Annotated in this window: 13 protein-coding genes; 2 read left to right on the top strand and 11 right to left on the bottom strand. The window is 41.8% G+C overall.

Features of this window, described 5'->3' with window-relative positions:
* The 3 genes from ABUA34_RS01070 to pflB form a co-directional block, all read right to left on the bottom strand.
* Nucleotides 1–1,205, bottom strand: a 1,205-nt coding sequence (locus ABUA34_RS01070) for a hypothetical protein (protein ID WP_349822703.1), incomplete at its 3' end; no start/stop codon positions are given.
* 364 nt (nt 1,206–1,569) lie between these two features.
* Nucleotides 1,570–2,412 (bottom strand): radical SAM protein, encoded by an 843-nt coding sequence (locus ABUA34_RS01065; RefSeq protein WP_004854109.1) that lies wholly within the window; start codon nt 2,410–2,412, stop codon nt 1,570–1,572.
* 210 nt (nt 2,413–2,622) lie between these two features.
* Nucleotides 2,623–4,899 carry a formate C-acetyltransferase gene (gene pflB / locus ABUA34_RS01060; protein ID WP_349822702.1) on the bottom strand — a complete coding sequence of 759 codons (2,277 nt, stop codon included), beginning with the start codon at nt 4,897–4,899 and terminating at the stop codon, nt 2,623–2,625.
* Between the two features lie 402 nt (nt 4,900–5,301).
* Here pflB and ABUA34_RS01055 point away from each other — a divergent pair, with 402 nt between their 5' ends.
* Complete coding sequence (locus ABUA34_RS01055; RefSeq protein WP_004854105.1) at nt 5,302–5,997, top strand: Crp/Fnr family transcriptional regulator; 696 nt, start codon at nt 5,302–5,304, stop codon at nt 5,995–5,997.
* A 91-nt stretch (nt 5,998–6,088) separates the two neighbouring features.
* Here the strand turns inward: ABUA34_RS01055 and ftsH are convergent, their stop codons facing one another.
* From ftsH to ABUA34_RS01030, 5 genes are all read right to left on the bottom strand, one after another.
* The gene (gene ftsH / locus ABUA34_RS01050; protein ID WP_349822701.1) at nt 6,089–7,909 is read right to left on the bottom strand and encodes an ATP-dependent zinc metalloprotease FtsH; all 1,821 of its coding nucleotides are present in this window, start codon (nt 7,907–7,909) and stop codon (nt 6,089–6,091) included.
* A gap of 274 nt (nt 7,910–8,183) precedes the next feature.
* Nucleotides 8,184–9,014 (bottom strand): TIGR02452 family protein, encoded by an 831-nt coding sequence (locus tag ABUA34_RS01045; protein WP_349822700.1) that lies wholly within the window; start codon nt 9,012–9,014, stop codon nt 8,184–8,186.
* A gap of 182 nt (nt 9,015–9,196) precedes the next feature.
* Entirely contained in the window at nt 9,197–10,153 is a 957-nt protein-coding gene (locus ABUA34_RS01040; RefSeq protein ID WP_349822699.1) for a hypothetical protein, read from the bottom strand.
* A gap of 16 nt (nt 10,154–10,169) precedes the next feature.
* Nucleotides 10,170–10,391, bottom strand: coding sequence for a helix-turn-helix domain-containing protein (locus ABUA34_RS01035; protein ID WP_055222763.1), 222 nt, complete (start codon nt 10,389–10,391; stop codon nt 10,170–10,172).
* Between the two features lie 21 nt (nt 10,392–10,412).
* On the bottom strand, nt 10,413–11,267 hold the full coding sequence (locus ABUA34_RS01030) for a hypothetical protein (protein WP_161171961.1): 855 nt from the start codon (nt 11,265–11,267) through the stop codon (nt 10,413–10,415).
* A 126-nt stretch (nt 11,268–11,393) separates the two neighbouring features.
* Here ABUA34_RS01030 and ABUA34_RS01025 point away from each other — a divergent pair, with 126 nt between their 5' ends.
* Nucleotides 11,394–11,519 carry a hypothetical protein gene (locus ABUA34_RS01025; protein ID WP_270227155.1) on the top strand — a complete coding sequence of 42 codons (126 nt, stop codon included), beginning with the start codon at nt 11,394–11,396 and terminating at the stop codon, nt 11,517–11,519.
* Nucleotides 11,520–11,642: 123 nt separating this feature from the next.
* On the opposite strand, the gene ABUA34_RS01020 is transcribed toward ABUA34_RS01025, so the two are convergent.
* The 3 genes from ABUA34_RS01020 to ABUA34_RS01010 form a co-directional block, all read right to left on the bottom strand.
* Complete coding sequence (locus ABUA34_RS01020) at nt 11,643–12,200, bottom strand: phosphohydrolase (protein ID WP_349822698.1); 558 nt, start codon at nt 12,198–12,200, stop codon at nt 11,643–11,645.
* 75 nt (nt 12,201–12,275) lie between these two features.
* Nucleotides 12,276–13,043, bottom strand: a complete 768-nt coding sequence (locus ABUA34_RS01015; RefSeq protein ID WP_055222776.1) for an alpha/beta fold hydrolase — start codon at nt 13,041–13,043, stop codon at nt 12,276–12,278.
* A 49-nt stretch (nt 13,044–13,092) separates the two neighbouring features.
* Nucleotides 13,093–14,040 carry a cation diffusion facilitator family transporter gene (locus ABUA34_RS01010; RefSeq protein ID WP_055144244.1) on the bottom strand — a complete coding sequence of 316 codons (948 nt, stop codon included), beginning with the start codon at nt 14,038–14,040 and terminating at the stop codon, nt 13,093–13,095.
* Nucleotides 14,041–14,119: the final 79 nt, after the last annotated feature.

Here is a 14,119-nt window from a genome sequence, read left to right as displayed (position 1 = left end):
TTAAGTGGCATGTCCACCAGCATCCTCGCCCTGTTGTAAACATTCAGCTTTGAACCACTGGAATCCACATCACAGCTCACTATCATGCCCTGCGGCAGCTTCTTCTGAAGCGAAGGGTACAAACCTCTTCCGCAGGTGTGATTAGGCATACAGCCAAATGGCTGAACCGCCAGAACCTTTGGACACTCATGGAGTATGTGTCCCGTTATCTCCGCGCCGATTAGCCAGCCATCTCCTGTTTTATATCCCCAGCTCACATACCCATCAGCCTCACGCTTCATCGTGAAGAAATCCTCCATGGTATAGAACTCATATTTTCTAAGCGCCTCTATCATCGCTCTCTGCAGGCTGCCGAAAAACTTCAGCCCCGCCTTGTAAAGCAGAGATTCAAATGTCATATTGTCCGTGAGATGTGAATCCATATAGTACATGGCATACCAAGAAAGCCCATTTGTATGGCTCTCACATCCATTTGACTCAAGGAACTTTATCATATCCCAGTTTCCCAAGTGGCAATATTTTATGTACAGTTCCCCAACTATCCCAACACGCTGTTTTCTCTTATCATTCAGCCTTATCCTTGAAAAATCCCTGGCTATCCTGTCGAAATTCCTCTTCATCTTTCCAAGTGTCAGATTCTTTCCCTCTTTCAGATCTCTGGACAGGATATTTATCCACTTCTGCCAAACCTTTTGCGACTGCCCCTTTTTCACCTCATTTGGCCTTGTCTGATTGAGGAGCAGCATGAGTATATCTCCGTAGAAAAGTCCGAACAGTGCTCTCCACACCATGAATGGCTGCACACGCATCTGGCAATCCTTCTCCAACCCCTTAACATTCAGGGATAGTATCTTTGCCCTGTCAAATCCAGCCTTTCTCACCGACTCCTTTAACACATGTAGATAATTAGCTCCCCTGCAGGCATCCCCCGCCGTCGGCATGAGAAGTCTTGTCCGGTTGATGTCATACTTGCCTGACTGCAGTGCATCTATCATCTGCCCGGCATTTAACACTATCGGATAGCACATATCATTGTTCACGTACTTAAGTCCCACATCCGTGATATGATCCTCATTTGACAGTATGACCGGATGATAATCCTTTGAATAAAAGGCGTATTTTATCAGAGGAAAATGAGCATCCAGCATGGCAGGGATCAGCAGTATATATTTTTCATTCCATGCGTTCTCGTCTATCTTATACATAATTTACTCCCCATATACTTTGCAGTTATATAACGTATTTGCAGCACTTCAATCAAATATGACATTGTTTGAAAATGGACAACCCCTGGTCCATTTTCAAACAAGCTTAAATATCTAATCTAATTTCAATCAACTTACATTATAACTTCTTTTGCATGCACCTAGCCACTGTTTACTAATTAATTATGTTAAACTTATTTTTTGATATAACAAAACACAGGTACTATATAAAATGTCACACCCGTTACAATGGTTTTAACATCTTATATAGCACCTGTGTCTCAACACAAATATTTTTATAGACTGCTAGAGCATAGGCTGGGAACTGAACTATCGATGATTTTCCCGGTTCTTGTTCTTAAGTTTATTCCAGAATACTCTTTGCAAGCTTCTGCTCCTCATCAGTAGGCGGGTCGATTCCCTCAAGCTTATATGGTATTCCAAGTCTCTCCCACTCAGGGATTCCGAGCTTGTGATATGGAAGTACCTCAACTTTATCTACAGTCTTAAGAGTGTCTATGAACTCCTTAGTCTTTCTCAGATCATCCTCATCAGTTGTGATGGTTGGTACCAGTACGTGTCTGATCCACATATGCTTACCCTGATCTGACAGATACTGTGCAAGATCAAGTATATTGCTGTTGGAGAATCCTGTGAGATCTCTATGCTTGTCATCATTGATCTGCTTGATATCAAGCAGGAACAAATCTGTGAGGTTCATCAGCTCATTGAATTTGGAGAAGAATGGCTCCTCCCTTGTAAATGGATTGCCGGCTGTATCTATTGTTGTATGAATACCCTCAGCCTTTGCAAGCTTGAAAAACTCGATGAGGAAATCCATCTGAAGCAGCGCCTCACCACCGCTCACTGTTATACCACCACCGTTTTTCCAATATGGCTTATAGCGGAGCGCCTGCTTTAACAGGTCCTCAGGGGTCCTCGCCTCAATCTTGACGCCCTTATCCTTCAGCAGCTTTGTATTCTCTTCTATCTTCTTCTCAAGTTCTTCTCTCTCAGCATCGCTTGTTTCATCTGAGTAAAGCTTACTATAGTCTGTCACAAGATTCCATGTCTCTGGGTTGTGACAATATTTACATCTCATCTTGCAGCCCTGTAAAAAAACTACAAATCTTATGCCTGGACCATCTACTGCTCCAAAGCTCTCTGTCGAATGGACATATCCTAAAACCTGTTTCTTTTCAGACATATTTCACCTCTAAGTTCTTCCTATTCAAATACAACTCTCAATTAATGAAAGTAATTACAAACAAAACTACATGTCTATTATCTCTTATAAAAATGATATAAATACATATTCTTAAAAAAAGTCCCGGAGAGGTTATCCCCGGGACCATGGTTCTTGTTATATCTGACAAAGCATCTATAACTTCACTGAAAATCCAGCGTCAGCTAAGAATTAAAGTGAGTCATGGAATGTTCTGTTGATAACATCGAGCTGCTGCTCACGTGTAAGTGATATGAACTTAACAGCATATCCTGATACACGGATTGTGAAGTTAGCGTACTCTGGCTTATCTGGATTCTCCATAGCATCAAGGAGCTTATCCTTACCAAATACGTTTACGTTCAGATGATGAGCGCCCTGATCGAAGTATCCATCCATTGCGCTTACAAGCTTTGTAGCTCTCTCTTCCTCATCATGTCCAAGTGCTGATGGGTTCATTGTCTGTGTATTTGAGATACCATCCAGTGACCACTCATAAGGAATCTTTGCAACAGAGTTAAGTGATGCAAGAAGTCCTGATGTCTCAGCGCCGTAGCTTGGGTTAGCACCTGGTGCAAATGGTGTCCAAGCACGTCTTCCATCTGGAAGGTTACCTGTGTACTTACCATAAACTACGTTAGATGTGATTGTAAGGATAGATGTTGTAGGCTCTGAATTACGATATGTGTGTCTCTTCTTGATGTCTGTAAGGAACTCATGAAGAAGCCATACACCGATGTTATCAGCTCTGTCGTCATCGTTACCATACTTAGGGAACTCGCCTTCGATCTCGAAGTCCTCAGCAAGTCCTGTCTCTGCGTTACGGATAACCTTAACCTTAGCGTACTTGATTGCTGACAGTGAGTCGATTACGTGTGAGAATCCAGCGATACCTGTTGCAAATGTACGACGTACATCTGTATCGATAAGTGCCATCTCAGCTGACTCATAGTAGTACTTGTCATGCATGTACTGGATGAGGTTAAGAATATTTACATAAAGTCCTGCTAACCAGTCAAGCATCTTCTTGTACTTAGCAAGTACTTCATCATAGTCAAGGTACTCTGATGTGATAGGTGAGTACTCTGGACCTACCTGCATTGGCTTACCAGTCTTCTTGTCAAGGAACTTCTCATCCTTACCACCATTGATAGCGTAAAGAAGACACTTAGCAAGGTTTGCACGAGCTCCGAAGAACTGCATCTCCTTACCAGTCTGTGTAGCTGATACACAGCAGCAGATTGAGTAATCATCGCCCCAGATTGGCTTCATTACATCATCGTTCTCATACTGGATTGAGCTTGTTCTTACAGAGATCTTAGCAGCATACTTCTTGAATGTATCCTGAAGAGCTGATGAGTAAAGAACTGTAAGGTTTGGCTCTGGAGCTGGTCCCATGTTCTCAAGTGTATGAAGGAATCTGTAATCGTTCTTTGTAACCATTGAACGTCCATCAACACCGATACCACCAACCTCAAGAGTAGCCCATACAGGATCTCCTGAGAACAGCTCGTTGTATGACTTAATTCTTGCGAACTTAACCATACGAAGCTTCATTGTGAAATGATCGATAAGCTCCTGAGCCTCAGCCTCTGTAAGCTTACCAGCCTTCATATCTCTCTCAATATAGATATCAAGGAATGTAGATACACGTCCAACTGACATAGCTGCACCGTTCTGAGTCTTGATAGCTGCAAGGTATCCGAAGTATAACCACTGAACAGCCTCTTTAGCGTTTGAAGCTGGCTTTGAAATGTCATATCCGTATGACTGAGCCATAACCTTCATCTCTTTGAGACGCTTGATCTGCTCTGCAAGCTCTTCTCTCTGACGGATGACATCATCAAACATGTTGCCATCGCCACAGTTAGCCTTATCCTCTTCCTTCCAAGCGATAAGCTGATCAATACCGTAAAGAGCAACTCTTCTGTAGTCACCTACGATACGTCCACGACCATATGTGTCAGGAAGTCCTGTTACGATATGTGTATGACGAGCTGCCATCATCTCTGGTGTGTAAGCATCAAATACTGCCTGGTTGTGTGTCTTGTGATACTCAGTGAAGATCTTGTGGAAGTTCTCGTTTGGAGTATATCCATACATCTGAAGAGCCTCCTCAGCCATCTTGATACCACCATAAGGCATAAATGCTCTCTTAAGTGGCTCATCTGTCTGAAGACCTACAACCTGCTCAAGATCCTTTGTCTCTGGATCAATGTAGCCTGGGCCATAAGATGTGATGCTTGATACAACATCAGCATCCTCCTTTAAAACTCCACCGTTATCTCTCTCAGCCTTCTGAAGTGCCTGAAGCTTATCCCAAAGCTTGTTAGTAGCATCTGTTGGGCCTGCAAGGAAACTCTCGTCTCCATCGTACTGTGTGTAGTTGTTCTGGATGAAGTCTCTTACATTACACTCTTCCTTCCAGAGTCTACCTGTGAATGATTCCCATTCCTGGTTCTGTAACATGATAAAATTTCTCCTTTCAGTGTTTTAATATGTGAAAATGTGACACACTATTTACTTATTATACAGAATAATCTTCTATAATTCAATAATGCTTATCACATTCCTTGCTTTTCATTTGTAAGTATATTATACTTTACTCATAAATTCGGTTGTTATAACCACGTAATAAAGATTTAAACAACTTTTTTTGAAAAAATTTGAGAAAATATATGAATAATATATATTGTGTATGGACAAGGGATAATTTATTACACATATACAATATACTGTGTTTTGAAAAAATATAAATCCTATAGCTGAAAGCCTGATCGCACCCCTGCATCATGACACCTTGTCACTATAATATCCTACGCTGCAGACTGCTTCTCTGCATAGAAATAAATAATAAGATGGAGGTTATGTATGAAACTTAAAATTCCTCAATATCAATTGTCTGAAGTACTCAACATGATGGCATTTAAAGGAATCTCGGAAGCCGATATCAAAACCATGATGGATCTCAGGATCCTGCGCGAACACTATTACAGATACAACTCCACGATATTCAAAGCCGGCGAAATAACCGAGGAGCTTGGAATAGTAATCAAAGGCCGGGTAATAGTTGAGAATGTAGATTACTGGGGATCCAAAAGTATCCTGAGTTCCGCTCTTCCGGGAAAGGTGTTCGGTGAAACATACGCCCTGTCTGGACACAAACTCATGATCGACGCAAGAGCAACAGAGCCTACCATAGTATTCCTGCTCAACGCACAGGATATCATGTCCGGCAAATACAACAGTTATCCGTGGCATCTGCAAATGCTCAAGAACCTTCTCCTGCTGTCATCAAGAAGGAGTCTCACACTCTCACTTCACATCTTCTATATAAAGCCAAAGAAGATACGTGAGCGTGTCAGCTATTATCTCTCAGGACTTGCCAGCTCTCTTGGAACAACTGAGTTCGATATCCCATTTAACAGGGAACAGTTTGCCGACTACCTGAATGTCGACAGAACCGCACTGTCAAAGGAGCTGTCCAACATGCAGAGTGAGGGACTTATAGAGTTCAAAAAGAATCATTTCAAGCTGTTGGAGCTTGACCACGAGGAATTGACGTAATACTACTATTCAGTACAAGTCTATCTTATGGTTACCGGGTGCGGAATTGTAAAATGCCAGCACCCGGTAACTGAAATTATATCTAAGAGAATCATGAATTCAATATCTTCATAAACTCCTCGCCTGTGATCGTCTCCTTCTGATACAGATAATTGGAAAGCTCATCAAGCTTCGCTCTGTTCTCGAGGATAATGGTTGCCGCCTTCTCATGCTGCTTTCTTATAAGCTCCACAACCTTCTTGTCTATGAGTGTCTGCGTCTCTGCCGAGCACGAAAGTGATGAATCACCGCCAAGGTATTTGTTGGTCTCTACCTCCATGGCCACCATATCAAACTCTTTGCTCATTCCGTATTTGGTTATCATAGCTCTTGCAAGCTTTGTTGCCTGTTCTATATCATTGGATGCTCCGGTTGTGACAGATCCAAATACTATCTCCTCCGCAGCTCTTCCGCCTGTGAGTGTGGCGATCTTATTCTCAATCTCTTCCTTGGTCATAAGATAGTGATTACCCTCATCCACCTGCATGGTGTAACCAAGGGCTCCTGATGTTCTCGGAACTATGGTTATCTTCTGGACAGGCGCTGAATCAGTCTGTTTGGCAGCTACAAGCGCATGTCCGATCTCATGATATGACACGACAAGCTTCTCCTTGTCTGTAAGTATCGCATTTTTTCTCTGATAACCTGCTATTACGACTTCTATGCTCTCTTCCATATCGGCCTGTGTCACGAAGCCTCTGCCTGCTCTGACAGCCCTGAGCGCCGCCTCATTTACAATATTTGCGAGCTCGGCACCTGATGCACCTGATGCCATTCTGGCTATCTTATTGAAGTCTACATTGTCTCCTATCTTGACCTTCTTGGCGTGAACCTTAAGTATATCCTCACGTCCCTTGAGATCAGGAAGTTCTACAGGTACTCGTCTGTCAAATCTTCCCGGTCTGAGCAGTGCAGGATCAAGTGAATCCGGTCTGTTGGTTGCTGCAAGGATGATGACACCATTGTTGCCTTCGAATCCATCCATCTCGGTGAGGAGCTGGTTAAGTGTCTGCTCTCGCTCATCATTGCCACCTATCTGTCCATCTCTCTTCTTACCTATGGCATCTATCTCATCGATGAACACTATACATGGAGCCTTTTCCTTTGCCTGCTGGAACAAATCCCTTACCTTTGAAGCACCCATACCTACGAACATCTCAACGAACTCTGAACCGGACATTGAGAAGAAAGGTACATTCGCCTCTCCGGCTACAGCCTTGGCAAGCATGGTCTTACCTGTTCCCGGAGGACCCACAAGAAGAATACCCTTTGGCATGGAAGCGCCGATCTCCTTGTACTTTCCAGGATTGTGAAGATACTCAACTATCTCAGTCAAATTCTCCTTTGCCTCATCCTCTCCGGCGACATCTGTAAACTTTATTCCCTCTGTGGAATTAACATATATCTTCGCATTACTCTTGCCCATTCCAAACATCATGGAATTCTTGCCGCCTCCGGCGTGCTTCATCATCTGATTGGCAAGCATTCTTCCAAGTAATGTGAATATAAGTATAGGCACGATCCAACTGAGTATAAAGCTGAGTATCGGCGATGTCTGCTTGATCTCCTGACCTGAGAATTTGGCACCCGACTTGTAAAGTCTCTCGGTTAAGTTCTCATCACTCACCATAGCTGTCTTGTACACCTTCTTGTCATCCTTGCCTGTGAAATAGATGACATTTGACTGGGTCTCAATATCTACCTCGTCGATCTTCTTGTCCTCTGTCATGGATATGAATGTACCGTAATCCACATCCTCTATACTTCTCTCAGTAAACCAGGGAACAACTATAATATTAAGAAGCATGATTACTGCGAGCACGATCAGATAATAAAATATCAGCGGCTTTTTTGGCTGTTTTACTTCCTTCATATAAAAATCCTCCTTGTAATATTTTTTAGGATATATATGTCTGACACAATACACAAACGCCATTATCCTATATATTATTCTAACCTTATATCACAAGGAGGATTTATTCAATTAATTATTTCTAAAATTTGTATAATTCTTTTAATAATCTTTCACTATTTTCTCATTGACACTAATCCTGTAATCAAGACTCTTGTCATTTCCTGCTCATCCTCTTATATCTACATCGCCGCCCTCATGGCATGATGGTATGCACCATAGGCACAAATTTCCTTTACAATGAACTTAATACGCTGTTAAACACCCTGTAATTGAAATCATCATTTGGTCTGCAGTATACAGCAAACTCGATATTCTCAAATGCGTATATATAATCACTTAGAACATTTGCAGCAGCTGATGCCACCGCATGAGGATCGTTGCGGAATGCACCACAGCCAAATGCACCGAGTATCACTGTGTCCGCATGGTTCATAACTGCGCTGTCAAGTATCCTTCTGAGTCTTTTCTCATGAATAATCTGAAGGTCATAATTGCTTACTCCCGCTGCGCTTGCACCATTCTCACAGTTATAAATATTTCCTGGAATTTCCCGTAGATTCGGCGCAGCACATGTGATCACATCCGCTTTATACCAGTCCTTTTGCTCCATGAGTTCCGGCAGATCTGTATCCGTCTTAAACACCACTATACCAGGTGTGTATATAATATCATCATTGTGTATAGGATCTTTTGCCGCTCTGTGAGGAGTATAGAACATTCCCCACATATCAGGAGTGTTCAAACAGAAATACAGATTAGAACATCTGCAGAGACATTCCTCCTGTGCACTCGCTCCATATACAACTCCGCCACCCGGATTTACCGCCGATGCAAAGTTATGCACAGCAACATGCTGTCCCTTATAATATGCCGCTGCCTCATATGTTCTCTTTCTGGATACCACAATCCTGGTCTGTTTCTTATAAATATTAAGATTAAGTCCCGGAATCTTCTCACTTTCTGCAATAAATCGCTGCCCTGACACTGATTTCTTTGTAGCATCTGACAATGCAGCATCCGTCTTGCACATATACTCTGTATTCTGAAATATAATTTTGTTCATCTCTTTGCGATCCATCTGTAATCCTCCTTAATTCTCACTGTCATACATGAAATTATAATAATATGCCCACGCTAAATGTTCTCGTTTTTCAATTTCATTCATTTTCTCTAGTCATAATTTTAAACCACAGGGAACCAATTTACCATATCCCTGTGGTTTAATCTTAAATTAATATTCACCTGTTATTCTATCTCAACTACGCCTGTATCCAGGAAGAATTTGCCAGTGCTCACACTATATTCATACACTGAATCTTCTTTATCCACGAATGAACTATGCATCTTACCAGTCACATCCGCATAGGACACGATCACATACTGCCAGTCACAGTCAAACTTTATTGTATCTTGTATATCCCCAACATCATAGGTTTTGGCGTCCAGCTCTTTGTTATCCTCAGACATAGCTGTAAATGTATACTTTTCTCCTGCTCGTTCAAACTTCCATTCCACATGTATAGTCATCTCATTTTCATCGCCTGATGAACTTTCACTACCCGAGAACGAAGTCGTCTTATACGACTCTTTTATATCCATTGCACCTGAGCCGTTCTCTGCAGTCTGATCCGTGGCCGCACACCCCATTGAGCTGCCACTCGTTATATAATATGTTCCATCTGTTTTCTCATATACATTATTGAGGATTATTCCCACATCACCATCTGAGTCTGCATAGCTATCCTTATTGTCCAGATCATAGTACACGCATCCGTTCACTGTCCGGCTTCTGGTGACACTTCCATCTGCATTCTCATTATACCCAACATTGTTTGTTCCAACACTTATACCATCAGATACCAGCGTCTCGTACATATCTTCCCCCTCTCCTGATCTGGCATAGATCATATAACATCCGTCAACATCAATGTCTTCATCTGTTATCTTAAGTGTACCTGCATCAATATCGATTTCGCACGGAACATAGGTAACTGTCCCAAGCCTTTCTGTTGTTACAAACACTCCAACCAGTAAATCTCTCTCATCAGTTTCAGTCATTTCCTTATCCGCAAGCGAGCAGCCTGAGAGCATACATATTCCAAGCATTCCAATAATACCCACAGCAACCAGATTGCTCTTTCGTATCACTCTATGTGTCTCACCTGATTTCCTGTCTGTTTTCTTACCCCTGATAACTTTCATCACAGCTCCCGCCTCCTTAGTCTTCTTCTATAAGTTCACCATCAAATGTCAATATGTCTCCAACATCGCAGTGCAGGTAATAGCATATCTTGTTGATCGTGGTAAACCGCACACCCTTTGCTTTCCCGCTTCTGAGAACCGACAGATTTGCCTCTGTTATCCCCACTAGTTTGCAAAGTTCCTTCGATGTCATATTATTCTCTTTTAAAACCCTGTCCAGAGTTACTTTGATCGCCATCCCTACACGTCACCTCAAATTCTATATATATGAATCATTTTCTTCTTTTATCGCTTTTGTCTTAGCAAGGTTTCTGACACCCATATACGCAACGACGAGTATTATCAGCTCATATAATGGAAGTGATATCTTGAAATCTGCATTTGAAAGAGTCGTCATGATAAAAAGCTGAAGCACATTCTTCGAGAGTTCCAGAATCACCATGACTGATATTGCACTCTTGCTCGTCTTTGAAAGTCTCTCTGCCATATGGATTGTTTCATCCGAATACTCATTTTCTATTATGCTGTTGCAAAGCCTGTATCCCCTGATCAGAACCCATATGACAAGAGCAGCATTTACAAGCTGGAAAATAAACAGGATCACTGCCCATCCGGCATCACCAGGCATAGCACCGGCATTTGTCCGATTTGTTCTGACAAGCTCCGGCAGTGACACACAGACAATCACAAAAGCTGTGAATACCACTATCACACCTATTATCTTCTTGATGATTTCTACTATCTGAGTGCTATCCGCCTTGTCTATACTCTCCACGATCCTGAGCACAGCATAACATGCCAGCACCGACCATATCACTGAGCTTATTGCAAGATTCAGCATATCTGAAGTTACCAGAGCATTTCCATCTATGACATACCCTGGATTTATCATCATATATATTCCTATGAAAAGCACCGCCGAAAGTCCCAGCAACAGGTAGTCAGCATCAATTTTTCTATTTCTTATACAGAGCACGATGAATCCAGCAAGTGGCATACATCCTATCAGGCAGAACATAAATATTGCAAATGCGTTCTGGCCTCCTCCTGCAAGTGACATATTCCTTAGCCACACCGCAATATACGCAAATATATTTAAAATACCATTAACCATAGCAGCCTCCAATCCAATGTAAAAATTATTGTTTCACGATAATTATCTTACTTGTATAGTACCATAGAATTATCGTTTGTCAATAATTATTATTGTTTTTCGATAATTAATTACAGTTGATACAAAATGTGTCTCCGTATATTCGACTTCATCGCCAGCATGACCGATGACTATTTCATAGATCTGTATGAATACCTTTTCCCAGATGGACCATACAAGGTCGACTATGTCGGATACTTTGACAACATCTGATCATAATTGTCAAAACAAATACCTCCCGGGCTGATCGTTATATTCCATCATCCGCCTAGGAGGTATTATCACATATTTTGTAATAAAAAATAACTTTTCACTATCAATTACTGGCACTATCAACTACTTGCCGGGCTGATCTGACATTTTCTCTATAAGCTTCTTACATTCAGCCTCAAATTCATCTTCCACTTCTCGCCATGGTCTTTCGGCCTCAGCAGGGACTGAACTAAGGTTGTCCGTATTCCTGTACTCCTCGCCTTTCATCAGATTCTTAAGTTCGAAGTTCATCATATCATCATCTATCTGTTTCCACATCGCATTCTCTTCTTCGCTCAGATCAGCAAGTCCAAATCGCTCAAGTATAACGTTCATGATCGAACTCTCTATCTCAAGATAATTGGACAAATGCGCTTTTACCGGTCTGATTATGTCTGATATATACGCCTCGCTGGCATCGTGCAACAGGCAGGCAAGCTGTAACCGCTCTGACCATCCCCTTGCCTTCGCCTCATTCATACAGTTGATGGAGTGCTGTGCCACAGAAAAGAAATAGGACACATGCCCTCCACCGCGGCACGTGAGGCTTAACGCATGCGCTATATCCTGTATTGATATGTCAGCAACTGCCATATTCATCGGATCTATTTTGTTTCCTGTATACGTGTTCATCGTTGCCATATCACAGTCTCCTTATCCTTATTTATCAGCATTTTAAGATAGTATATCCTTGTCGTATCATATTCCACTTTTAATTCATTCAATGTCTAGCAATTCAGAAATAATATCATTGAATTGTCTGCTCTGATCTATGTTGCACACGTGACCACAATGCTCTATTATTATCAGCTCCGCATCTGTCAAATCAGCTTCCTCCACGATTCCATTTATAAAACACAGATCACCACGCCCGGAAATATATACATTCTCCTCGTGTAATCTGCTCACGAACTCGTCACAAAGTGAAAAATGCTCAATAAAAATATTCATATACGCCTTAAATTCCTGACTGTTTAATGCCTTGGCACATTTGCAGAACACCTTCCTGCTTGTCTTGCTGACTTTCCATGGCATAAATAACTTTGCCATTATTCTGTAGACAACAGGAAATGGAAGTTTGTCACCTATCTTAGCAAAGACATTGACAGCACGCCTGAGTGGTTTTCCAACCGTGCCAAGCGCACCCACAAGTATTGCTTTATCTATGTAACTTCCGCATCTCATCTCCATATATTTGATAAATATAGTTCCAAGTGATACGCCCATAAAAACAGCTCGCTGTATCCCCCGCTCATCAAGCACCTGTGTTATCTCACCCACGACAACATCCAGCGTACTTCCCATCTTGGACAATTTTAGTTCACTGTCTCCATGACTTGGCAAAGTTATCGCCAGAACATTAAACTTCTTCTGAAGCAAGGGAATCTGCTTCTTCCATACCCTGTTGTTTCCTCCAAATCCATGAAGCAGAACTATATATCTATCGGTATCACATGAACTTTCAAAAACTTCATAATGTAACAATATCCTTGCATCCCCTTGATCATTTGTATTTTGTATTACAGCTTTACTATCAATCTGGTATGACCTCTATATACACCTGATCATACTTATCCCTTAGCTCCTGTTTTATCTCGTCTCTCACCTTATGAATGATACTTATATGTATCACATCCGTCTGATTTCCTATATATACCTCAACCCACAGCTTCCGCCCGGTCTGGATGACATCCAGAAAAGTGACCTCATATGGGTAATCCTTCATATGCTGATCCACTATGGCTCGTATCTGACTAAGCGTCTCTTCCTCCGGAGCAAAAAGAATAAGATTCTTGATACTCTGAAATATCTCGCACACCGGCTCTTTTATAAGAAGAAGTGCCATAACCACCGCTACAGCCGGATCAATATAAGGGGTAATAAAACGCAGGTTTGTATGCAACAGAGCAGTCTGTACCGCAAATGCTACAGCAACTCCCATACTGCTTATTACGTCAAGCTTCCACATATACAACTCCGCTTTAATAGTTGTAGACTCATATTTCTTACTGTAATGACCAAGTATCGCATACATAACCGCACAACATACACATACAAGAAATTCGAATACCGCTATGCTCCCCGCATCTACCTCATGTCCACCATGAAACAACAGCTTTATATTCTCAACCATGAGATTACATGTGAGTGCAAGTAATACACTGTACTTCACAAGGAGGAAAAGTGATTCCACCTGGGCATAGCCATATGGATGTTTCTCTGTCACAGGTTTATACAGAAGCGGAACCAGCACCATAAATGGTCCTATCATGACCAGATCTGCGGAGTCGAACAGGCAGTCCGTCCAAAGCGAATGTGAATGGGTATACCATGCCATCACGCCCTCCGCAAGTATGAAGAAGACACTTCCCATAAAAGACAGACGAAGTATTCTCTTCTCTATTGCAAGCTTGTCCTTTCTCGACCTACGTTCCTTCTTCTTAGCTTCTCTTTTACTAATTTCTACATCTCTTTCATTCATTATATATTCTTCCTATGTTTAATTTCCATAGACCACAATATCATCAGTACATAATATAATCAAGTATCGGCTATTGATT

Source organism: Coprococcus sp. RTP21428st1_C9_RTP21428_210409 (genome assembly GCF_040227395.1).
GTDB classification, from domain to species: domain Bacteria; phylum Bacillota; class Clostridia; order Lachnospirales; family Lachnospiraceae; genus Coprococcus; species Coprococcus aceti.
The sequence above is the reverse complement of the archived record's forward strand: the minus strand, read 5'-3'. Positions and strand labels throughout refer to the sequence as shown.